This is a genomic window from Castellaniella sp., assembly GCF_049671645.1.
Classification (GTDB): Bacteria; Pseudomonadota; Gammaproteobacteria; order Burkholderiales; family Burkholderiaceae_B; genus Castellaniella.
Genome location: NZ_JBATVG010000026.1, coordinates 1 through 22,425, shown reverse-complemented (window position 1 = coordinate 22,425; position 22,425 = coordinate 1). Strand labels below are relative to the sequence as shown.

The following is a 22,425-nucleotide window of genomic DNA, read 5'->3' as shown; positions in this document are numbered from 1 at the left end:
GGCGCTGCTCAGGATTGCTGCTGTCGGTCCGGCGCCGAGCCGGAGAGGATGCCGCTCGCCGCGAGCGCGCCGTCATCGGGCCGGACCGGCGTCGGTGCGACGGTGTCTCCCGGCCGGATGCGCTGGATGCCGTTGACGACGACCCGGTCGCCCGCCGCCAGGCCGCTGCGGACGACGCGCCAGCCTTCACGGCCGGCGCCCAGAGTCACTTCCCGGTAGGCCGCCTTGTTCGCCTTGTCCACGATCATGACGAAGCGTTTGGCCTGATCGGTGCCGATCGCCTTTTCCTGCAGGAGGACGGCGTCATGGGGCGCGCCGGCGCCCAGGCGGATCTTGGCATACAGGCCGGGTCGCAGCAGGCCGTCCGGGTTGTCGAACAGCGCCCGCACTCGGATCGTTCCGGTCCGTGGGTCCAGGCTGTTGTCCAGGAACGCCAGTCTGCCCTGGCGGGGGTATCCCTGCTCGTTGGCCAGACCCATGGACACGGGGATGGATGTCGAAGCGCCCGACGAGGCAGCGCCGTCCATCTGCAGGAAAGTCTGCTCGTCCATCTCGAACGAGGCATAGAGTTGCGAGACGGAGACCATGGTGGTCAAAGGTCGCGCGCCTCCGGCGCTGACGACGTTGCCTGCGGTTGCTTCGGCTTTCGAGACGCGGCCGCTGATGGGGGCGACGATGCGGGTGTGTTCGAGGTCCAGGCGCGCCGATTGCAGCGCGGCCTGCGCGGCTTGCGTGCGGGCAGTCGCTTCGCGGGCCGCGTTGCGCTTTTCTTCGAAATCCCTCCGGGCGATGGCATTTCCGGCGAGCAGGCGCCGGCCTCGGGCCAGGTCCGCGTCGGTGTAGGCGGCCCTGGCTGTGGCGGCCGCCAGCTGGGCTTGCGCCTCGTCGACTGCGGCCTGGTAGGGGCGCGGGTCGATCGTGAAGAGCGGATCGCCGCGCCGGACCAGCGCGCCGTCCTTGAAGTGAACCCGGATCAGAGTGCCGGAGACCAGAGGCCGGACTTCGACCCGGTCCACGGCTTCCAGCCGTCCGGAGTATTCGTGCCAGTCCGTGATCGCCTGATACCGGATCGTGGCGACGTCCACTGGAATGGCGGGCGCGGCGGGCGGCGTGCCGGTGTCGGCAATCCCGCCCGCGCTCTCGCGCATGAGCAGAAAGCCGCCGGCAAGCAGCAGCCCCGCGAGCGCGATGGCGGCGTGTCGTGCATGGAAAGAAAACATGAGGGGGCATTCCTTTTGAAGAGTGCGCTATTATTTGTTATTCGTGAATTTGGATAAATATCCTATTTTTGTAATCACTGTTCACGATAAACAAACAATGGCGCGCCGCCCCCATCGCCCCGCGCCGGGAGCACGGATATGGATCATCTTCAAGCCATGCGGGTCTTCACGCGGGTCGTCGACGCCAACAGCTTCACCCTGGCCGCCGATAGCCTGGACATGCCGCGAGCCACGGTGAGCACGATCATCCGCAAACTGGAACGACACCTGGGCGCGCGGCTGCTGAACCGCAGCACGCGCCGCCTGAGCCTGACCCCGGATGGCGCCTCCTATTACGAGCGCTGCGCCGGCATCCTGGCCGATGTCGACGAGGCGGAATCGGCTTTTCGCGATCGCGCCCGAGGCCCGCGCGGCCGTTTGCGCATCGATGCGCCTCCTTCGCTGGGCAGGCTGGTCCTGATCCCCAGGCTGTGCGATTTCCACCAGCGCTACCCGGAGATCGAATTGGTCGTCGGTTTGAGCGACCGGCGGATCGATATGGTGCAGGATGCTGTCGATTGCGCGCTGCGGATCGGCGAATTGCAGGATTCCTCGCTGATCGCCAAGCGCATCGGTGTCTTCAAGACGGTGACCTGCGCGGCGCCGTCCTACCTCGAGCGCTACGGAAACCCGCAGACCCTCGAGGATCTGGAGCGTCATCGGGCGGTCAACTATTTTGTGACGCGCACCGGGCGCAACATCGATCTGAGCTTCAAGGTCGGGGACGGGGTCGTGAATGTTCCGCTCAAGGGCCCGCTTTCCGTGAACGATGCCGAAGCCTATGTCAGCGCCGGGTTGGCCGGGTTCGGCCTGATCCAGCCGGCGCGCTACATGGTCGCGCCGCATCTGGACTCCGGCGAGCTGGTCGAGGTTCTGGGGGCATGGTCGCCGCCGCCGATGCCGATTTCCGTCGTCTATCAGCAAAGCCGCCACCTGTCGTCCAAGGTCCACGTGTTCGTGGATTGGGTCTCCGAGGTCTTCCAGGGGTGCGTGCTGATGAAAAAATGCCGGGGCGACACCCCGCTGGACCAGGATTGCCGGTTCGCCGCGGATCGGGAAATGCCCCACGGACTGCAGGACATGATCGAGCGGGGCAATCTGCTGGAAAGCGCGTTCTAGGCGGATGGCCGGCCGGCCGACAGGGTATGATAGGGGGCCGTGGTGCGAACGGAGAGACTTGAACTCTCACGCCTTGCGGCGCCAGAACCTAAATCTGGTGCGTCTACCAATTCCGCCACGTTCGCTAGGTTAGCCGATCATTATAGCTTGAAACCTCGGGCCTCCCGACGCTCCTACGCCGGGTCCGACTTTCCGCTAAAATACCCCGTTTACTGTCCATTACTATCAATAGGTTCCGAATGCAGCCCGTGGTTGAAAAACTGTCCGGCCTGGAGCGCCGTGTCGATCTGAGCGTTTCTGTCGCCGACATCGAGAAAGAAGTCCAGGCACAACTCAAACGCGTCGCCCGCACGGCCAAGGTCCATGGGTTTCGCCCCGGCAAAGCCCCGCTGTCGGTGATCGAACGCAGCCATGGTCCCTCGGTGCGCTATGACGTGATCAATTCCCAGATCGGCAAATCCCTGGACAAGGTCATCGCCGACGCCAATCTGCGCGTCGCGGGCTCCCCCAGCCTGGAGCCCAAGGTCGAAGGCGCCGAAGACGGCGTGATGGCGTTTTCCGCCACCTTCGAGGTCTACCCGGAAGTCGAACTGCCCGACCTGTCCGGCCTGAAGATCACTCGCAGCGCCGTGCAGGTGGGTGATGCCGAAGTGCAAAAGACCATCGACATCCTGCGTCGCCAGCGTACTGTCTTCAAGGCCGCCGCCGATCGCGCCGCCCAGGACGGCGACCGCGTCACGCTGGACTTTGCCGGCACCATCGATGGCGTGGCCTTCGATGGCGGCACCGCCCAGGATTTCCCCTTCGTGCTGGGCCAGGGTCGCATGCTGCCCGAATTCGAAGCCGCCGCCACCGGCCTGAAGGCCGGCGAAAGCAAGACCTTTCCGCTGAATTTCCCGGCAGACTACGGCAGCGCCGCCGTGGCCGGCAAGCAGGCTGAATTCACCATCACCGTGAAAGAAGTCGCCGAACCCGAACTGCCCGAAGTCAATGCCGATTTCGCCAAGTCGCTGGGTCAGGCCGAAGGCAATGTCGACGCGCTGCTGGCTGAAGTCCGCGGCAACGTCGAACGCGAAGCCCAGGCCCGCGCGAAAAGCCGCACCAAGGCCAGCGTGATGGATGCCCTGGCCGCGGCCTGCTCCTTCGATCTGCCCAAGGCCCTGATCGACAGCGAAGTCGCCAGCCGCACCGCCGCCGCCCGCGAAGAACTGAAACAGCGCGGCCTGCCCAATGCCGATACCATCCCCATCCCGGAAGACACCTTCCGCCCGGAAGCCGAGCGCCGTGTGCGTCTGGGCCTGCTGGTGGGCGAACTGATCAAGGCGGCCGACCTGAAGGCCAAGCCCGAGCAGGTCCGCGCCCGCATCGAAGACTTCGCCAAGAGCTACGAGCAGCCCGCCCAGGTTGTGGCCTATTATCTGTCCGATCGTCAGCGCCGCGCCGAAATCGAATCGCTGGTGCTGGAAGACAACGTCGTCGACCACGTGCTGGCAGCAGCCCAGGTTACCGACGAAACCGTCGACTTTGATACCTTGATGGGAACGCGTTGATGTCCAGGTTCACCGATTTCTATGCATCGATGTATGGGGGTGAATCCGTCACCCCCACCGGTCTGGGTTACGTGCCCATCGTGATCGAGCAGTCCGGTCGGGGTGAACGGTCCTACGATATCTATTCGCGCCTGTTGCGCGAACGGGTGATTTTCTTCGTGGGGCAGGTCAACGACCAGTCGGCCAATCTGGTCGTCGCCCAACTGCTGTTCCTGGAATCGGAGAACCCTGACAAAGACATTTCCCTGTACATCAACTCGCCTGGCGGGTCGGTGTATGCGGGCATGGCCATCTACGACACCATGCAGTTCGTCAAGCCGGCTGTCTCCACCCTGTGCACCGGCCTGGCGGCCAGCATGGGGGCGTTCCTGTTGGCGGCCGGGGAAAAGGGCAAGCGCTATGCCTTGCCCAATTCCCGTATCATGATCCACCAACCTTCCGGCGGCGCCCAAGGGCAGGCGTCCGACATCCAGATCCAGGCCAAGGAAATCCTCAGCCTGCGCGAGCGCCTGAACGGCATTCTGGCGGAACGCACCGGGCAGGACATTGAACGCATCGCTGTCGATACCGAACGCGACAACTTCATGTCCGCCGACGACGCGCAGGTCTACGGCCTGATCGACAAGGTTCTGGTTTCACGCACCGACGAAACCACATAAGTACGGGTTTGCCATGACCGAGAAAAAAGGATCCAGCGAGGACAAAGCCTTGCATTGTTCCTTCTGCAACAAAAGCCAGAGCGAAGTCCACAAGCTGATCGCGGGTCCTTCCGTGTTCATCTGCGATGAGTGCATCAGCCTGTGCAACGACATCATCCGCGATGAAAAGCAGGAAGCCGCCCGCGACGCCGTGCGCAATGAACTGCCCACGCCGCAGGAAATCAAGACCTTCCTGGACGGTTATGTGATCGGCCAGGAAACGCCCAAGCGCAATCTGGCCGTGGCGGTCTACAACCACTACAAGCGCATCCGCTATGCCGATGCCAAAAGCGGCGACGTCGAATTGTCGAAAAGCAATATTCTGCTGATCGGCCCAACCGGTTCCGGCAAGACCTTGCTGGCGCAGACGTTGGCCCGCATGCTGGACGTGCCTTTCGTCATGGCGGATGCAACGACGCTGACCGAAGCCGGCTATGTCGGCGAAGACGTCGAGAACATCATCCAGAAGCTGCTGCAGAACTGCAACTACGAAGTCGAAAAAGCCCAGCGGGCCATTGTCTACATCGACGAAATCGACAAGATCTCGCGCAAGTCGGACAACCCGTCGATCACCCGCGACGTGTCGGGGGAAGGCGTGCAGCAGGCTCTGCTGAAACTCATCGAGGGCACGGTGGCTTCCGTGCCTCCGCAGGGCGGTCGCAAGCATCCCAACCAGGATTTCGTCCAGGTGGATACCACCAACATCCTGTTCATCGTGGGCGGGGCCTTCGACGGCCTGGAAAAGATCATCCGCGACCGTAGCGAGCGTTCCGGCATCGGGTTTTCCGCCACCGTGCGCGCGCGTTCCGAACGCGGCGTGGGCGAGCTGTTCGCCGAGGTCGAGCCCGAGGACCTGATCAAGTTCGGCCTGATTCCGGAACTGGTCGGCCGTCTGCCGGTGGTCGCCACCCTGGAAGAACTCAAGGAAGACACCTTGGTGCGGATTCTGACCGAACCGCGCAATGCCGTCGTCAAGCAGTTCCAGAAACTGCTCGAGATGGAAGACGTGGACCTCGACGTCACGCCGGAGGCCTTGACGGCCATCGCCAAGCGCGCCATCAAGCGGCGCACCGGCGCCCGCGGATTGCGCTCCATCATGGAACAATCCCTGTTGGCGACCATGTTCGACTTGCCGACCCGTCAGGACATCAACCGCGTGGTGCTGGATGCGGATGCCGTCGAAGGCCAGGGGCAACCCCAGCTCATCAAGGGGCCCCGGAGAACGCATCATACGGAAGACGAAAAGCCCCTGCGCACGGCTGCCGCCTGATCATTGCTTCAGGCGGGCCGGTTCTGCCCTTATACTGGACCCAGGCATCCGGGCCTTGAAAGCCCAGCACCTGACACCATATGGGTAAGCAGGCAACACAAAAAAGGAAGCCTGCGCTTCCTTTTTTATTGGACTCAACCGTTTTAGGAAGCAACCATGTCTGCTAGTCAGATTCTGACCCAGGAACCTGCGGATCTGCCGCTGCTGCCGCTGCGCGACGTCGTGGTCTTTCCGCATATGGTCATCCCGCTGTTCGTGGGCCGTCCCCGCTCGATCAAGGCGCTGGAACTGGCCATGGAAGGCGGCAACAGCATCATGCTGGTTGCACAGAAATCCGCCGGCAAGGACGACCCTACGCCCGATGATCTGTATGACATCGGCTGCGCCGCCAACATCCTGCAGATGCTCAAACTGCCCGATGGAACCGTCAAGGTTCTGGTCGAAGGCCAGCAGCGGGCGCGCATCCATGCTGTGTCGGATGCCGAAACCCACTTCACGGCCCGGGTCACGGGCATCGTCGAAGACGCGTCCGACCAGGCGGAGGCCGAGGCCCTGCGCCGGGCCGTGCTGGCCCAGTTCGAACAGTACGTCAAGCTGAACAAGAAAATCCCCCAGGAGATCCTCACCTCCCTGACCGGCATTGAAGATGCCGGCCGTCTGGCGGATACCATCGCGGCCCACCTGCCGCTGAAGATCGAACAGAAGCAGTCCCTGCTGGACATGGAAGGCGCCGTGCAGCGCCTGGAAGCCCTGCTGGCGCAGCTGGAGTCCGAAATCGATATCTTGCAGGTCGAGAAGCGCATTCGCGGCCGGGTCAAGAAGCAGATGGAGAAAAGCCAGCGCGACTACTACCTGAATGAACAGGTCAAGGCCATCCAGAAGGAACTGGGCGAGGGCGAGGAAGGCGCCGACATCGAAGAGCTGGAACGCAAGATCGCAGCCGCCCGCATGTCCAAGGAAGCCCGTAAAAAGGCCGATAGCGAGCTGAAAAAGCTGAAACTGATGTCGCCCATGTCGGCCGAAGCCACGGTGGTGCGCAACTACATCGATACCCTGATCGGCCTGCCCTGGCATAAAAAGAGCCGGGTCAACAATGCCCTGCAGAACGCGGAAGAAGTACTGGACGCCGACCACTACGGTCTGGAGAAGGTCAAGGAACGCATTGTCGAGTACCTGGCCGTGCAGCAGCGCGTCGAGAAGCTCAAGGCGCCCATCCTTTGCCTGGTGGGGCCTCCGGGCGTGGGCAAGACGTCCCTGGGGCAGTCCGTGGCGCGAGCGACCAATCGCAAGTTCGTGCGCATGGCCCTGGGCGGCGTGCGCGATGAGGCCGAAATCCGCGGCCACCGGCGCACCTACATCGGCTCCATGCCCGGCAAGATCCTGCAGAACATGAGCAAGGTCGGTGTGCGCAATCCCTTGTTCCTGCTGGACGAGATCGACAAGCTTGGCGCCGATTTCAGGGGCGACCCGTCGTCCGCGCTGCTGGAGGTCCTGGACCCGGAACAGAATCACACGTTCCAGGATCACTACATCGAGGTCGATTTCGATCTGTCCGATGTGATGTTCGTGGCCACCAGCAATACGCTGAACATTCCGCCGGCCCTGCTGGACCGGATGGAGGTCATCCGCCTGTCGGGATACACGGAAGATGAAAAGGTCCACATCGCCTTTGATCACCTGCTGCCCAAGCTGATGAAAAACAACGGCGTGCAGGACGGCGAACTGACGGTGACCGAAGCCGCGATCCGCGATATCGTGCGCTACTACACGCGCGAGGCGGGGGTGCGGGCGCTGGAGCGGGAAATCTCCAAGATCTGCCGCAAGGCGGTCAAGCGCCTGCTGACGGCGAACCCGGTCGGCAAGGGTCATAAGACGACCAAGATCCAGAAATCCCTGACGGTGGATTCCGACAACCTGGATGATTACCTGGGCGTGCGTCGCTTCAGCTTCGGCGTGGCCGAAAAGGAAGACCGCATCGGGCAGGTGACGGGATTGGCCTGGACGGAGGTGGGCGGCGATCTGTTGACCATCGAAGTCGCCGATATGCCCGGCAAGGGCGTCGTCACCCGCACCGGCTCATTGGGCGACGTGATGAAGGAATCCGTCGAGGCAGCCCGCACCGTGGTGCGAGCCCGCGCCCGGCATTGGGGAATCGCCGATCAGACCTTCGAAAAGCACGATCTGCATGTGCACTTCCCGGAAGGCGCGACGCCCAAGGACGGTCCTTCAGCCGGCATTGCCATTACCACCGCCATGGTGTCGGCCCTGACGGGCATTCCCGTGCGGGCGGATGTGGCCATGACCGGGGAGATCACCCTGCGCGGCGAAGTGCTGGAAATCGGCGGCCTGAAGGAAAAGCTGCTGGCGGCCCATCGTGGCGGCGTCAAGACCGTGATGATCCCGGAAGAAAACGTCAAGGATCTGGCGGAAATCCCCGATAACGTGAAAAACCACCTGGAAATCATCCCGGTGCGCTGGATCGACCGGGTGCTGGAGGTCGCCTTGCAGCATATGCCCACGCCTCTGTCGGACGAGGAAGTCGCCCGCCTGGCGGCCGAGGCCGTCGCGGCCGCCAAGCCTGCCGGGCCTTCGGGAGACGTGATCAAGCATTGATGCGTGTCGTTTGGCTTCGGTTCCTCAGGCCGCCCAAGGGCGTGAAGGGGCCGGACAGACGCCAGCGGATGGCGGTTCTCGCAAGACGAGCAGGCCTCGCCCCAAAAGGGCGGGGCCTGTTTTTTTCGGTGGGGATGAATGGCCGGGCTCTGGCGGGGACGAGCGGGCGCCGGGAGTTCCGGCTGAAAGGGGACAGGCGGCCAGGCCCGGGAGGAGGCCGATCAGTGCAGATTCGTTGTGCGGATCAGGCCTACGGCGATGCCTTCGATGGCGAAATCGTCGCCCGCGCCCACCACGATGGGCGAGAAGTCGGGGTTTTCCGGCAGCAGGCGGATGCGCTGGCCTTGATGATCCAGCCGTTTGACGGTGACGTCGTCGCCCAGTCGGGCCACGACGATCTGGCCGTGGCGGGCATCGGGCGTGCTGCGCACCGCCAGCAGGTCGCCATCCAGGATGCCGGCGTCGCGCATGCTGCTGCCCCGCACCCGCAGCAGATAATCGGGGACCGAATCGAACAGATGCGGCGCCAGGGGGACTTCGCGTTCGACGTGTTCGGCGGCCAGGATCGGATGGCCGGCGGCGACACGGCCGATGAGCGGAATCAGGCGTTGGTCCGAGGGCGTCGTCCAGATCGGAGCCCCGGGCGGCGGTTGGATCGTTCGCGTGGCGGCGGCCCGGCCGGCGTCGCCCTGGGCCTGCGCGGCCTGGGAAGGCGTCGTCGGGGCGGGCTGCGGTGTGGCCGCTTGGGCCAGGGTGGTCAACTGGATGCCGCGCGAGGTGCCCGCCGTCAGCAGGATGTAGCCCTTGCGTTCCAGGGCGCGCAGATGGTCTTCGGCGGCGTTGGCGGAACGAAAACCCAGCGCCCGGGCGATTTCGGCCCGGGTGGGCGGACGCCCTGTCTGGGTGATGGCCTGGATGATCAGGTCCAGGATCTGGGATTGGCGGGCAGTAAGCTTCAGGGACATGGCGCGCTACTGGATGAAAACACAGCCTGTATTTTGTCTGAAACCCCTGGATATGGCAAGCGGCTAGGCCTGGAAAGCATAAGGCCCGGATGGAGTGTCCGGGCCTTGTATCGTCCGCCTCGCGGCCTTCATGTCCGCTTGGGTTCGCCAGCAAAGGGCAGTCCTCCGGGACTATGCCTGGGCTCGTCCACCTCACCGCTTGCAAGCGGTTCGGATTCGTCAGGCGTATAGCAGTCCGTAGTGGACTGCTATACGTCCAGTCTCGTCCACCTCGCGGCCTGCATGCCGCTCGGATTCGCCAGGCATAGGGCAGTCCTCCAGGACTGCCCTATGTCCAGTCTCATCCCTTCAGGACCTGGGCGATCGCGCGGGCCACGTAATCGACGTTGGCGCTGTTCAGGGCCGCCACGCAGATGCGACCGCTGCCCACGGCATAGATGCCGAAATCCTCACGCAGGCGTTCGACCTGGGGCTTGGTCAGGCCGGAATAGGAGAACATGCCGCGTTGCGCCTTGACGAAGCCGAAGTCCCGGTCCACGCCGTGGGCATGAATCTGTTCGACCAGCTGATGGCGCATGGCGCGGATGCGGTCGCGCATGCCAGCCAGTTCCTCGGCCCACTGCGCGAACAGTTCCGGCGTGTTCAGCACCGCGGACACCAGGGCGCCGCCATGGGTGGGCGGGTTGGAATAGTTGGTGCGGATGACGCGTTTCAACTGGCTGAGCACTCGGGCGCTTTCCTCGTCGTCACCCGTGACCAGGGTCAGGGCGCCGACGCGTTCGCCGTACAGCGAGAACGATTTCGAGAACGAGGAGCTGATGAACATCGTCATGCCCAGATCGGCGAACAGACGCACGACAGCGGCATCTTCTTCCAGGCCGGCGCCAAAGCCCTGATAGGCGATGTCCAGGAACGGCACCAGTTGGCCGGCCTGCAAGGTCTGGGCGATGTCGCGCCATTGTTCGGGGCTGGGGTCCACGCCGGTGGGGTTGTGGCAGCAGGCGTGCAGCACGACGATGGTGCCGGCGGGCAGCGCCTTGAGCGAGGCCAGCATGCCATCGAAATTCAGGCCATGGGTCGCAGCGTCGTAGTAATCGTAGCTGACGATGGGAAAGCCGGCAGCGGAGAACAGGGCCTCGTGGTTAGCCCAGCTGGGATTGCTGATGGCGACCTGGGCCTTGGGCAGAACGCGCTTCAGGAAATCGGCGCCGACTTTCAGTGCGCCGGTGCCGCCCAGGGTCTGGACCGTGACGGAACGGTGCCCGGCCAGCAGCGGCGATTTCGCGCCCAACAGCAGCGTGGCGGCGCCCTGGTTGTAGCCGGGGATGCCGTCGATGGGCAGGTAGTTGCGCGGCGTGGCCTGCTCGAAGAGCTGGGCTTCGGCCTGACGCACGGCCTTCAGCAGCGGGATGCGGCCTGTGTCGTCGGTGTAGACGCCCACGCCCAGATTGACCTTGGTGGACCGGGTGTCGGCCTTGAATTGTTCGTTCAGGCCCAGAATGGGGTCGCGAGGGGCGAGTTCGACGGAAGCGAAGATAGAGGACATGGGGTACCGTTGAGACAGAGAAAAAGGTGTCTTGGTCGCAGAGGCCAACGATGGGATAATAAGGGGTTTACCCGAATAGTGTCCAGACGAGCGATGGAGAACGGCCAAAATTCCCCGGGGTTTGTGCATTTCCCGGATAGCCCATTTCAACTGTATCAGCCTTATCCGCCGGCGGGCGACCAGCCGGCGGCCATTGCCGCGCTGGAATCGGGCGTGCGCGATGGCTTGATGTGCCAGACCCTGCTGGGGGTGACGGGGTCGGGCAAGACCTACACCATGGCGAACCTCATTGCCCGCACCGGGCGCCCGGCCATCGTGCTGGCGCCCAACAAGACCCTGGCCGCCCAGCTATACGCCGAGATGCGGGAATTCTTTCCCCGCAATGCGGTGGAATATTTCGTGTCCTATTACGACTACTATCAGCCCGAGGCCTATGTGCCCTCGCGCGATCTGTTCATCGAAAAGGACTCGTCCATCAACGAGCACATCGAACAGATGCGCCTGTCGGCCACCAAAAGCCTGCTGGAGCGTCCGGACACCATCATCGTGGGCACGGTGTCGTGCATCTACGGGATCGGCAACCCGGCTGATTATCATGCCATGGTGCTGACCCTGCGCACGGGCGATCACGTCGGCCGCCAGGAAATCCTGGCGCGACTGGTATCCATGCAGTACGAACGCAATGACATGGATTTCGCCCGTGGCACGTTTCGCGCCCGCGGGGAGATCATTGACGTGTTCCCGGCCGAGCATGCGGAACAGGCCCTGCGCATCACGCTGTTCGACGATGAAATCGAATCGCTGGATCTGTTTGACCCTCTGACGGGCAAGCTGGTGCAGAATCTGCTGCGTTTCACGATCTTTCCCAGCTCGCACTACGTCACGCCGCGCGAGACCGTGCTGCATGCCATCGACACCATCAAGGACGAACTGCGCGACCGCCTGGCGCACCTGACCGCGGATGGCCATTTGGTCGAGGCCCAGCGCCTGGAGCAACGCACCCGTTTCGATCTGGAGATGCTGCAGGAACTGGGCTTTTGCAAGGGCATCGAAAATTATTCGCGACATTTGTCGGGGGCGGCCCCGGGCGAGCCGCCCCCCACTCTGATCGACTATCTGCCGGCCCGTTCACTGATGTTCATCGACGAGAGCCACGTCACCATCGGCCAATTGGGCGGCATGTATCGGGGCGACCGTTCGCGCAAGGAAACCCTGGTGCAGTTCGGTTTTCGCCTGCCTTCGGCGCTGGACAACCGGCCCTTGCGCCTGGAGGAATTCGAAGCCCGCATGCCACAGTGCGTATTCGTCTCCGCCACGCCGGGGCCCTACGAGGCCGACCACGCCGACGAGATCGTCGAGCAGGTCGTGCGCCCGACCGGCCTGGTGGACCCGGAAGTCGAGTTGCGGCCGGCCGCCACCCAGGTCGATGACCTGCTGGGCGAAGCCAAGCTGCGCATCGCCCGGCATGAACGCGTGCTGGTGACGACGCTGACCAAGCGGATGGCCGAAGACCTGACCGAATATCTGCAGGAAAACGGCCTGAAGGTGCGCTACCTGCATTCGGACATCGATACGGTGGAGCGGGTGGAGATCATCCGCGATCTGCGTTTGGGGGCGTTTGACGTGCTGGTGGGCATCAATCTGTTGCGCGAAGGCCTGGACATCCCCGAAGTGTCCCTGGTGGCCATCCTGGATGCCGACAAGGAAGGCTTCCTGCGGTCCGAACGCAGCCTCATCCAGACCATCGGCCGGGCCGCCCGCAATCTGAACGGGCGGGCCATCCTGTATGCCGACCGGGTGACGGACTCCATGCGCCGCGCCATGGACGAAACCGCCCGGCGCCGGGAAAGACAGCAGGCATTCAATACGGAACACGGCATCACGGCGCGCGGGGTCACCAAGGCCGTGCGCGACCTGATCGACGGGGTGTCGTCGGCGGCCAGCCTGATGGCGGATGCGCCGGCCTTCGATGCCAGCGTGCTGGGCAATGAAAAGGCGCTGGCGCGCGAAATCAAGCGACTGGAGCAACAGATGAACGAGCATGCCCGCAATCTGGAATTCGAGCAGGCGGCTGCGGTACGCGACGCTTTGCGCGCCCTGAAGGACCAGGCGCTGCTGTCCTGAGCGCAAAAACCGGAGCGGACGGGCGGCGGCGCCTGCCCGCTGCAAAGTTCTGACATGACAGGTTTTTTTTAAGGATCTCACGGGAAAAAGCTTGCCAATTTCCGGGTTTTCCCTCACACTTTCACCTATCATGCATAAGGTACTTTTTGTCTGCACGGGCAATATCTGCCGTTCCCCCTCCGCCCAGGGTGTCTTCCAGCACCTGATCGATGAAGCCGGTCTCTCCGATGCCATTTGCGTCGACTCGGCGGCCACTCACCAATTTCACGTGGGCGAGGCCCCCGATGCGCGCGCGCAGACGGCGGCTCGCAAGCGCGGCTACGATCTGTCGTCCTACGTGGCGCGCCAGATCGATGCTGACGACTTCCGCGACGCCGACCTGATCCTGGCCATGGATTGGGAAAACCTGTCTGCGCTGCAGCAGCGTTGCCCGAAGATCTATCAGCATAAGCTCATGCTGCTGATGCGGTTTTCGAACGAATATGAGGAAGCCACCGTGCCCGACCCCTATTATGGCGGTCCCGAAGGCTTCAACAAGGTCCTGGACTATATCGAAGACGCCTGCCAGGGGGTTCTTGAACTCGTCCGCAAACGCGCCCTGCAATATCAGGCGGCCTGATCGCGGGTCCGCCATCGGATCCGCGCGCCGTTCTCTCGCCAATATCATAAGTGTTTGCCCCCTGATGAACGCCCCGGACTCCGGGGCGTTTGCCTTTCCGGCGATCCGACGGCCTTTCATTCCAAGGCTGAAACCGGGACTTGATATTGGTCAAGATATGGCGGGCGCATTCCCCTAAAGCTGAGTGTTTTAGTCAGGTATCGGGCTATACTTGACTTCAACAGTCGGGTATCTGTCACCCGCGGAATTGGATTCAGACCAAAGGGGTTTCATCATGCGTTTGACGACCAAAGGACGTTTTGCCGTGACGGCAATGATCGATCTGGGTTTGCGCCACCACAGCGGGCCGGTGACGCTGGCCGCCATCAGCGAGCGCCAGAACATTTCCTTGTCCTATCTGGAGCAGCTCTTCGGCAAGCTGCGTCGCCACGAGCTCGTGGATAGCGTGCGCGGGCCGGGCGGGGGGTATACGCTGGCCCGTCATGTCCGGGACATTTCCGTGGCCGATATCATCTTCGCGGTGGATGAGCCCTTGGACGCGACCAGTTGCGGCGGCAAGGAAAACTGCGACATCGGACGCAATGGCCGTTCGGGGAAATGCATGACCCATGACCTATGGGCCACCTTGAGTCGTAAAATGCTGGAATACCTGGATTCGGTATCGCTGCAGGACCTGGTTGACCAGCAGCGTTTGCGGGAATGGCAGGAATCCGGGCATCTGCGCAGCGGTCATCCGACGATTCCCATTACGCCCGTGGCCGATGCCAGCAAGGAACCTGTTTCCGCCTGATTTGTTTGTTCTGGAGCCTCAATGTCGCAGGGTCTGTCCCCGGATTACCCCATCTATCTGGATTATTCCGCCACCACGCCGGTGGATGAACGGGTCGTGCAGGCCATGCTGCCCTGGCTGGCCCAGCGCTTCGGCAATCCGGCGTCGCGCAGCCATGCCTGGGGCTGGGACGCCGAAGAGGCCGTGGAACAGGCCCGCGTCCAGGTGGCCGGCCTGATCCATGCCGATCCGCGTGAAATCGTCTGGACCTCCGGAGCGACTGAATCCGACAATCTGGCGATCAAGGGCGTTGCGGAGTTCCACGCCGCGCGGGGGCGTCATATTGTCACTGCGCGCACCGAACACAAGGCCGTGCTCGATACCTGCCAGGCGCTGGAGCAGCGTGGCTTCCAGGTCACCTATCTGGACGTGGACGCGGACGGCCTGGTCGACCCACAGGCGTTGCGGGCGGCCTTGCGGCCCGATACCATTCTGGCGTCGGTCATGTTGGTGAACAATGAGATCGGCGTCATCCAGGACATCGCCGCGCTGGCGGCCGTCTGCCATGAACAGGGTGTTCTGTTTCACACGGATGCGGCCCAGGCCACCGGCAAGATCGACATCGACGTCGATGCGCTGGGCATCGATCTGATGTCCCTGTCGGCCCACAAGACCTATGGCCCCAAGGGCGTCGGGGCGCTGTACGTGCGGCGCAAGCCGCGCGCGCGGCTGGATGCCCAGATCCACGGCGGCGGACACGAGCGCGGCCTGCGGTCCGGCACCCTGCCCACGCACCAGATCGTCGGCATGGGGCAGGCCTATGCGCTGGCCGCCGAATCCATGGCTGACGAGGTTCCTCGCATCCGGTCCCTGCGGGATCGCCTGTGGGACGGCCTGAAGGACCTGCCCGATGTCTACTTGAATGGGGCGCCCGACCATCGTGTGGCGCATACCCTGAATGTCAGCATCGCCCACATCGAAGGCGAGGCCTTGCTGATGTCCATTCCCGAACTGGCCGTCTCCAGCGGGTCGGCCTGCACGTCCGCCAGCCTGGAACCCTCCTATGTGCTGCGGGCGCTGGGGCGCAGCGACCCGCTGGCGCACAGTTCCCTGCGCCTGACCTTGGGCCGCTACACCACGCAGGAACAGATCGATCAGGCGGTGGCCTTGCTGCGCACGCAGATTCAACGGCTGCGGGACGTCTCGCCCTTGTGGGAAATGCGCCAACAGGGCACACTGGCGGCGTGGGAGGGTGCTTTGTGATGGCCGGGCCAAGCTACGGGCCGCAGGTCCTGGATCACTACCTGCATCCGCGCCACGTCGGGTCCTTCGATCCGCAGGATCCCCAGGTGGGCACGGCGCTGGTAGGGTCGCCCGCTGTGGGGCAGGTGCTGAAATTGCAGATTCGCGTGCAGGGGGCGACCATCGAATCTGCCTGCTTCCGGGCCTTTGGCTGTGGCGCGGCGATTGCCGCCGGATCGTTGGCGGCGGATTGGCTGCAGGGCCGCAGCCTGGACCAGGCGCTGGACATCCGCAGCCAGGACTTCGTGCAGGCGCTGGTCCTGCCGCCCGCCAAGCTGCATTGCGCCCTGCTGGCGCAAGACGCCATCCGCGCAGTCGTGGCAGACTATACGCATAAGCATTCCTGAATCACCGGTTTTTATTGTCGAGGTCATCATGGCAATCACACTGACGCAACAGGCAGCCGATCACATCCGGCGCCATCTGGACAAACGCGGCAAGGGCCTGGGCTTGCGCCTGGGCGTGAAGCCGTCCGGCTGCTCGGGCATGTCCTATCAGCTCGAATACGTGGACGATCCGGCAGCGGACGACCAGGTCTTCGAACAGTTCGGCGCCCGGCTGTATGTCGCGCCCGGCAGCCTGCCCTATCTGCAGGGCATGGAGCTGGACTATGCCCGCGAAGGCCTGAACGAGGGCTTTCGCTTCAACAACCCCAACGAAAAGGCGGCCTGCGGCTGCGGGGAATCGTTCACCGTGTAATGCGGCATCGCCGTTCAGCCCAGCAAAAAGGCCGGTCGAACCGGCCTTTTTGCTGGGTGTCGGGGATCGCCGCCCGTTCGGCGGGATGGCGGCCTCAGTCTTCGCGGCGCAGGTGCGGGAACAGGATCACGTCGCGGATATTGGGGCTGTCGGTCAGCATCATGACCAGTCGATCGATGCCGATGCCGCAGCCGCCCGTGGGCGGCATGCCGTATTCCAGGGCCCGCACGTAGTCGGCGTCGTAGTACATGGCTTCCTCGTCGCCGGCGTCCTTGGCGGCCACCTGGGCCTGGAAGCGGGCGGCCTGGTCTTCCGGGTCGTTCAGCTCGGAAAAGCCGTTGGCGATTTCACGGCCGCAGGCAAACAGTTCAAAGCGTTCCGTGATGCCCGGCTGGCTGTCGGAGGCCCGGGCCAGCGGCGAGACCTCGACCGGGTAGTCGATGATGAAGGTCGGATGCCAGAGCAGGGCTTCCGCCGTTTCCTCGAACAAGGCCAGTTGCAGGGCGCCCAGGCCCGCGTGGGACAGCACGGGGCCGTCGATGTCGGCGCCCAGGCGACGCAGGTCCTTGCGCAGGAATTCAATGTCCTGCAGTTGCGCGGCCGTGTAGGTCGGCGCGTACTTCAGGATGGCTTCGGTGATGGTCAGGCGATCGAAGGCGCGGCCCAGGTCCAGGGGCTGGCCCTGGTAGGTGAGGTCGGTCGTGCCGCAGACGCGCAGCGCCGTATCGCGGATCAGGGATTCCGTGTAGTCCATGATCCAGCCGTAGTCGGTGTACGCCGCATAGAATTCCATCATGGTGAATTCCGGATTGTGGCGCGGACTGACCCCTTCGTTGCGGAAGTTGCGGTTGATTTCGAAGACCCGTTCGAAGCCGCCGACGACCAGGCGCTTCAGATACAGTTCCGGGGCGATGCGCAGGTACATGTCCATGTCCAGCGCGTTGTGGTGCGTGATGAAGGGCTTGGCGGCCGCGCCCCCCGGAATCGGGTGCAGCATCGGGGTTTCGACTTCCAGGAAATCGGCGTCCGACATGATCTGGCGGATGGCGGTGACGATCCGGCTGCGGGACAGGAAGGTCTGGCGCGTTTCCTGCGTCATGATCAGATCTACATAGCGCTGGCGATAGCGCAGTTCCTGGTCGGCCACGCCGTGGAACTTGTCGGGCAGGGGACGCAGGGATTTCGACAGCAGGCGCAGCGATTCCACACGCAGCGACAGCTCGCCTTTATGGGTCTTGAAGACCTGGCCTTCGGCGCCCACGATGTCGCCGATATCCCAGGATTTGAAGGCCGCGTAGGTCTCGTCGCCCAGCACGCCCCGGTCCAGGTACAGCTGCAGGCGGCCGCTGGTGTCCTGCACCGTGGCGAAGCTGGCCTTGCCCATGACGCGTTTGAGCATCATGCGCCCGGCCACGCAAGCGCGGCGATTCTGGGCTAGCAGGGCCTCCGCGTCCAGCGCGTCGCAGTCTTCATGCAGGGTGGCCGCATGCGTATCGGGGCGAAAGTCGTTGGGGTAGGCGGGGCCGGCCTCGCGCAGGCTGGCCAGCTTGGAGCGCCGCTCGGCGATCAGGCGGTTTTCGTCGGAGGTTTGGGATTCGGTCTGCGCGGTCATGTCGGATGATCTGTGATTCGTGGGATGTGGGGGCGGGCGCGGCCCGCCCCCGGTCGGGGCCGGGGCTCAGACCCCTTGTTTCAGGCTGGCGGTGATGAACGGGTCCAGGTCGCCGTCCAGGACCTTTTGCGTATTGGAGATCTCGACCCCCGTGCGCAAGTCCTTGATGCGGCTCTGGTCCAGCACGTAGGAACGGATCTGATGACCCCAGCCCACGTCGCTCTTGGAGTCTTCCAGTTTCTGCTGTTCGGCCATGCGGTTGCGCATTTCCAGTTCGTACAGACGGGATTTCAGCATCTGCATGGCTTCGGCCCGGTTGCGGTGCTGGGACCGGTCGTTCTGGCACTGCACGACGATGCCGGTGGGGCCGTGGGTGATCCGCACCGCCGAGTCGGTCTTGTTGATGTGCTGCCCGCCGGCGCCGCTGGCCCGGTAGGTATCGATGCGCAGATCCGCCGGATTGATCTCGATTTCGAAGGAATCGTCGATCTCCGGGTAGACGAACACGCTGGCAAAGGACGTGTGCCGGCCGTTGGACGAGTCGAAGGGGCTTTTGCGCACCAGGCGGTGCACGCCGGTCTCGGTGCGCAGCAGGCCGTAGGCGTATTCGCCCTCGAATTTGATGGTGGCGGATTTGATGCCCGCGACTTCGCCTTCGGATTCTTCCAGGATTTCGACCTTGAAGTCCTTGCGTTCGCCGTAGTGCAGGTACTGGCGCAGCAGCATGGAAGCCCAGTCCTGGGCCTCGGTGCCGCCGGCGCCCGCCTGGATGTCCACGAAGCAATTCAGCGGATCGGCCGGATTGTCGAACATGCGGCGGAATTCCAGGCCTTCCAGGCTTTCACGCAGCGCATCGCAGTCGGACTCGATGGCGATCAGCGTGGCGTCGTCGTCATCGGCGCTGGCCAGCTCGAACAGGTCGCGGGCGTCGAGCAGGCCGCGTTCCAGGGCGCTCAGTGTCTGGACGACGTTTTCCAGGGTTTTCTTTTCGCGTCCCAGGTCCTGGGCGTGCTGCGGATCGTTCCAGACGTCCGGGTTTTCCAGTTCGGCATTGACGACGAGCAGGCGTTCAGCCTTGGCATCGTAGTCAAAGATACCTCCGGAGAATGGCCTGGCGCTCCAGATAGTCCTCGATGTGGGTGCTGATCTGGTTCTGGCGTTCGGCTTCCATATGGGTTTCCTTTTTTCTTACACTGCGAAGATAATCGAGCATTTTAACGCGCCGGGACACCCGGCAGGGAATGCCGCCGTCCGATGGCCCGGTTCGCGGGACGCCAGGGGGGAATGCGCGGCGTGCCACAGCAAGGAGAGCTGCATGGGCAAGGGGGAAGCACAGGGTCGGGCGCCGTTGCCGGCGCCGGTCGTGGGGTCGGCGCTGCTGGGTGGCGCGCCGGGCGGGGACGCGGGACTGCGCGTGCGCCTGGCCGATCTGTCACCCGCTTATTTCGGCCTGGTGATGGCGACCGGGATCGTGTCCCTGGGGGCCGACATGATGGAGCGGCCGCTGATCGCCCGGGCCCTGTTCCTGCTGAACATCCTGCAGTACGGCATCTTGTGCGTGCTGTATGTGCTGCGGGCATTGCGTTACCCCCGCCGGTTTTTCGGCGACATGGTCAGTCATCTGCGCGGACCCGGTTATTTCACGGCGGTGGCGGCCACCGGCATCCTGGCCAGCCAGTTCATCGTGCAGGCCGGAAGCCTGTCCGTGGGCTTCGCCCTGTGGCTGTTGGCGGTCGTCTTGTGGATCTGTCTGACGTATACGATTTTCACCGCCTTCACGGTGAAGGCGGACAAGCCCACGCTGGACAAGGGCATCAGCGGCGGCTGGCTGCTGTCCGTGGTGGCGACCCAGTCGCTGGCGGTGTCCAGCGCCTTGCTGGCCGCGCGCATCGGCCAGCCTTATCGGCTGGAACTGAATCTGATGGCCTTGTCCATGTGGCTGTGGGGCGGCATGCTGTACATCTGGATGATGTCGCTGATCTTCTACCGCTACGTGTTCTTCCGCTTTTCCCCGGATGACCTGTCGCCGCCGTACTGGATCAACATGGGGGCGATGGCGATTTCCACCCTGGCCGGTTCGCTGCTGATCCTGAACGCCCCGCACGCCCCCTTTCTGGTGTCGCTGCTGCCGTTCCTGAAGGGATTCACGGTGTTCTACTGGGCCACCGGGTCCTGGTGGATCCCGATGCTTCTGCTGCTGGGGGTCTGGCGCTACGGCTTCCAGCGCTTTCCCTTTCAGTACGACCCTCTGTACTGGGGCGCCGTGTTCCCGTTGGGCATGTATGCCGCCAGCACCTGGCAGATGGACCGCGCCATGGAATTCGGCTTTCTGGCGGGCATGCCGCGCGTCTTCCTGCACATCGCCCTGTTCGCCTGGCTGGTGACCTTCGTGGGCATGGTGCGTTCGGTCCTGCGCCTGGGACGCAGGCCTTCGGGGCGGGTCTAGTCAGCGTACTCGATGGCGATGCCCGCGCCGGCCGGCAGGCCGGCGTCCAGCTGGAAGTGCGCCAGCGTGCGGCGCAGCCGGCCCATCCCGGAGTCCTGTTCGGCGACGGCCTGGGCCGTGTCTTCGGCGTGGATGGTGCCTTGGGCGCCCATCGCTTCCAGGGCGCGGGCCGCCTGGGCCGTTTCGTGGATCGCCCGGGCCTGCTGATCCGTGGCGGCGGTGACTTCGTCCATGATCTGTCGGCTGCGGTCGGTGGCCTGCACCACGCCGGTCATGGCCTCTTGTGCGGCGGCGGCCAGCAGGACGCCTCGACGGCTGTTGCCGACGGCTTGCGCGGTGGCGGCATGGATGGTGTCGGCCGTGGCGTGGCAGCGCTGGGCCAGAGAGCGGACCTCGGCGGCGACGATCGCGAATCCCCGGCCGTGAGGGCCGGCGTGGGCCGCCTCGACGGCCGCGTTCAGCGCAAGCAGGTTGGTCTGAAAGGCGATTTCCCCGATGAGCCGGGCGGCCGCTTCGATGCGCAAGCCGTCCTCCGTGATGTCCGAGATGGCCTGGGTCAGCCGGGCGACGCTTTCCGACCCCGCCTTTGCCTGCTGGTCGCCGCATTCGCTCAGGCGTCGCGCCTCCAGGGCCCGGTCGTGATTCTGCCGGACGGTGCTGTCCAGGTAGTGCATGGCCGCCGATACCTGTCCGGCCATCTGGCGCTGTGCGTGGCTGTTTCGCAATACAGTGTCCTGGCTGCCTGCGAGGACGCCGGCGCTCGTGTCCACGCGGGCAAAATGATCGGCCACCTCGCAGAGCGTCTCGTTCAGGCCGGTGCGGATGCTTTCCAGCGCCGTCATCATCCGGCCCATCTCGTCTCGCCCGGCCCGTTCGATGCCGATGGTGAGATTGCCGGCGGACAGATGGCCGGCCAGCGCAAGCCCCTGGTCCAGGGGGCGCTTGATGGATCGGTACAGGCTGAGCAACGCCGCGGCGCTGGACAGCAACAGCGCCAGCACGGCGGCGATGGCCGTGTAGCCCGCGGATCGTCCATCCGATGCCGCCACGTCGACGCGGTGCGCCATGCGCTGCGCCTGCCGGGCATCGAAGGCTTTGATCATTGTCCGGATGGCGGTCTCGGTGTCCGTGTATTGTTGGCTGAAAATCAGGGCCTTGGCCAACATGGCGTTGGGCAGGGCGATTCTGACGCCCCCCTGGCCGTCGTCCAGTTCACCCTTGGCGGTGCCGATGGCCTGGCTCTGGATCCGGGTGAGCTCCAGGAGCAGGGCATGCGCGTCCTCGATCATGCTCAGTTCCGGCGCATCGAAATCGGCGCGCCGGAAGCGTTCCAGCGCGTCGGCCTGGACGCCCTGGGCATCCGGCGCCTGTCCCGTCAGTATGGCCAGGTCCAGCAGATACTGTTGTTCGAATTCCGGCTGCTCACTGGCGACGAATGCCATGGTGTCGCGGGTCAGTGCGTCGAGCAGGGCCTGGTATTGCGTGGCCAGCTGGGTGGCTTGGTGGCGCGCGGATTCCGTATGCCGCAAGGTGTCCGCCGTGCGCAGCAGATGCAGTACGGCGCCCAGCACCAGGGCGGTGCAGACGGCCAGCAGCGAAAGAAACAGGATGAATCGGCTTTTCAGTGTGAACGCAGGCCGCATGCGTGGGTCCCCCGGCAACGAACGCCTGGGCCGGATGGCCCAGGCAGCGCGGGGATTATGGGTGCCTCATGTGACACCCGTATGTCAGCGGCCTATCCGAACAGGCCGGGCAGCCAGAGGCTGACGCTGGGCACGTAGGTGATGAACACCAGATAGACCAGCAGCAGCGAGAGCCAGGGGAAGGCGGCGCG

General features: G+C 64.1%; 18 protein-coding genes and 1 tRNA gene. 12 read left to right on the top strand and 7 right to left on the bottom strand.

Going from position 1 to position 22,425, the window contains the following annotated elements:
• Positions 1–8 precede the first annotated feature (8 nt).
• A complete protein-coding gene (locus tag WBG56_RS13935; RefSeq protein WP_424269341.1) occupies positions 9–1,220 on the bottom strand; it encodes an efflux RND transporter periplasmic adaptor subunit in 1,212 nt (403 codons plus the stop codon).
• A 138-nt stretch (positions 1,221–1,358) separates the two neighbouring features.
• On the opposite strand from WBG56_RS13935, the gene WBG56_RS13930 reads away from it, so the two are divergent.
• Positions 1,359–2,378 carry a LysR family transcriptional regulator gene (locus tag WBG56_RS13930; protein ID WP_424269339.1) on the top strand — a complete coding sequence of 340 codons (1,020 nt, stop codon included), beginning with the start codon at positions 1,359–1,361 and terminating at the stop codon, positions 2,376–2,378.
• Between the two features lie 40 nt (positions 2,379–2,418).
• Here WBG56_RS13930 and WBG56_RS13925 read toward each other — a convergent pair.
• Positions 2,419–2,503 (bottom strand) — tRNA-Leu (locus WBG56_RS13925).
• A 114-nt stretch (positions 2,504–2,617) separates the two neighbouring features.
• Between WBG56_RS13925 and tig the strand changes: the two genes are divergently transcribed.
• From tig to lon, 4 genes are all read left to right on the top strand, one after another.
• Entirely contained in the window at positions 2,618–3,928 is a 1,311-nt protein-coding gene (gene tig / locus WBG56_RS13920) for a trigger factor (protein WP_424269337.1), read from the top strand.
• Entirely contained in the window at positions 3,928–4,587 is a 660-nt protein-coding gene (clpP, locus tag WBG56_RS13915) for an ATP-dependent Clp endopeptidase proteolytic subunit ClpP (RefSeq protein ID WP_424269335.1), read from the top strand. The genes tig and clpP overlap by 1 nt, the downstream gene beginning before the upstream one ends.
• Before the next feature lie 13 nt (positions 4,588–4,600).
• Positions 4,601–5,896, top strand: a complete 1,296-nt coding sequence (gene clpX / locus WBG56_RS13910) for an ATP-dependent Clp protease ATP-binding subunit ClpX (RefSeq protein WP_424269333.1) — start codon at positions 4,601–4,603, stop codon at positions 5,894–5,896.
• Positions 5,897–6,052: 156 nt separating this feature from the next.
• Positions 6,053–8,509, top strand: coding sequence for an endopeptidase La (gene lon, locus WBG56_RS13905; RefSeq protein WP_424269331.1), 2,457 nt, complete (start codon positions 6,053–6,055; stop codon positions 8,507–8,509).
• 221 nt (positions 8,510–8,730) lie between these two features.
• Here the strand turns inward: lon and lexA are convergent, their stop codons facing one another.
• Positions 8,731–9,474 (bottom strand): transcriptional repressor LexA, encoded by a 744-nt coding sequence (gene lexA / locus WBG56_RS13900; RefSeq protein WP_424269329.1) that lies wholly within the window; start codon positions 9,472–9,474, stop codon positions 8,731–8,733.
• 340 nt (positions 9,475–9,814) lie between these two features.
• Positions 9,815–11,020 carry an aromatic amino acid transaminase gene (locus WBG56_RS13895; RefSeq protein ID WP_424269327.1) on the bottom strand — a complete coding sequence of 402 codons (1,206 nt, stop codon included), beginning with the start codon at positions 11,018–11,020 and terminating at the stop codon, positions 9,815–9,817.
• Positions 11,021–11,113: 93 nt separating this feature from the next.
• Between WBG56_RS13895 and uvrB the strand changes: the two genes are divergently transcribed.
• The 6 genes from uvrB (at position 11,114) to iscA (ending at position 16,533) form a co-directional block, all read left to right on the top strand.
• Entirely contained in the window at positions 11,114–13,144 is a 2,031-nt protein-coding gene (gene uvrB, locus WBG56_RS13890) for an excinuclease ABC subunit UvrB (RefSeq protein ID WP_424269325.1), read from the top strand.
• Positions 13,145–13,271: 127 nt separating this feature from the next.
• On the top strand, positions 13,272–13,763 hold the full coding sequence (locus WBG56_RS13885) for a low molecular weight protein-tyrosine-phosphatase (RefSeq protein WP_298019116.1): 492 nt from the start codon (positions 13,272–13,274) through the stop codon (positions 13,761–13,763).
• Between the two features lie 274 nt (positions 13,764–14,037).
• Positions 14,038–14,553 (top strand): Fe-S cluster assembly transcriptional regulator IscR, encoded by a 516-nt coding sequence (iscR, locus tag WBG56_RS13880; protein ID WP_424269323.1) that lies wholly within the window; start codon positions 14,038–14,040, stop codon positions 14,551–14,553.
• 21 nt (positions 14,554–14,574) lie between these two features.
• Entirely contained in the window at positions 14,575–15,795 is a 1,221-nt protein-coding gene (locus WBG56_RS13875) for an IscS subfamily cysteine desulfurase (protein ID WP_424269321.1), read from the top strand.
• Complete coding sequence (locus WBG56_RS13870) at positions 15,795–16,181, top strand: iron-sulfur cluster assembly scaffold protein (protein WP_424269319.1); 387 nt, start codon at positions 15,795–15,797, stop codon at positions 16,179–16,181. Before WBG56_RS13875 ends, WBG56_RS13870 begins: the two co-directional genes overlap by 1 nt.
• Positions 16,182–16,209: 28 nt before the next feature.
• Positions 16,210–16,533, top strand: coding sequence for an iron-sulfur cluster assembly protein IscA (gene iscA / locus WBG56_RS13865; protein WP_424269317.1), 324 nt, complete (start codon positions 16,210–16,212; stop codon positions 16,531–16,533).
• A gap of 94 nt (positions 16,534–16,627) precedes the next feature.
• Here iscA and lysS read toward each other — a convergent pair whose 3' ends face one another.
• Both lysS and prfB read right to left on the bottom strand, forming a co-directional pair.
• Positions 16,628–18,145 carry a lysine--tRNA ligase gene (lysS, locus tag WBG56_RS13860; RefSeq protein ID WP_424269315.1) on the bottom strand — a complete coding sequence of 506 codons (1,518 nt, stop codon included), beginning with the start codon at positions 18,143–18,145 and terminating at the stop codon, positions 16,628–16,630.
• Positions 18,146–18,211: 66 nt separating this feature from the next.
• Positions 18,212–19,316 (bottom strand): peptide chain release factor 2 gene (prfB, locus tag WBG56_RS13855; protein WP_424269313.1). Its coding sequence is split into 2 segments (ribosomal slippage): positions 18,212–19,234 and positions 19,236–19,316, totalling 1,104 coding nucleotides; the frame shifts between segments, so codons are not numbered across the junction.
• A 144-nt stretch (positions 19,317–19,460) separates the two neighbouring features.
• Here prfB and WBG56_RS13850 point away from each other — a divergent pair.
• A complete protein-coding gene (locus tag WBG56_RS13850) occupies positions 19,461–20,591 on the top strand; it encodes a tellurite resistance/C4-dicarboxylate transporter family protein (RefSeq protein WP_424269311.1) in 1,131 nt (376 codons plus the stop codon).
• On the opposite strand, the gene WBG56_RS13845 is transcribed toward WBG56_RS13850, so the two are convergent.
• The gene (locus WBG56_RS13845) at positions 20,588–22,234 is read right to left on the bottom strand and encodes a methyl-accepting chemotaxis protein (protein ID WP_424269309.1); all 1,647 of its coding nucleotides are present in this window, start codon (positions 22,232–22,234) and stop codon (positions 20,588–20,590) included. The two genes, WBG56_RS13850 and WBG56_RS13845, sit on opposite strands and share 4 nt — an antisense overlap.
• Between the last annotated feature and the right edge of the window lie 191 nt (positions 22,235–22,425).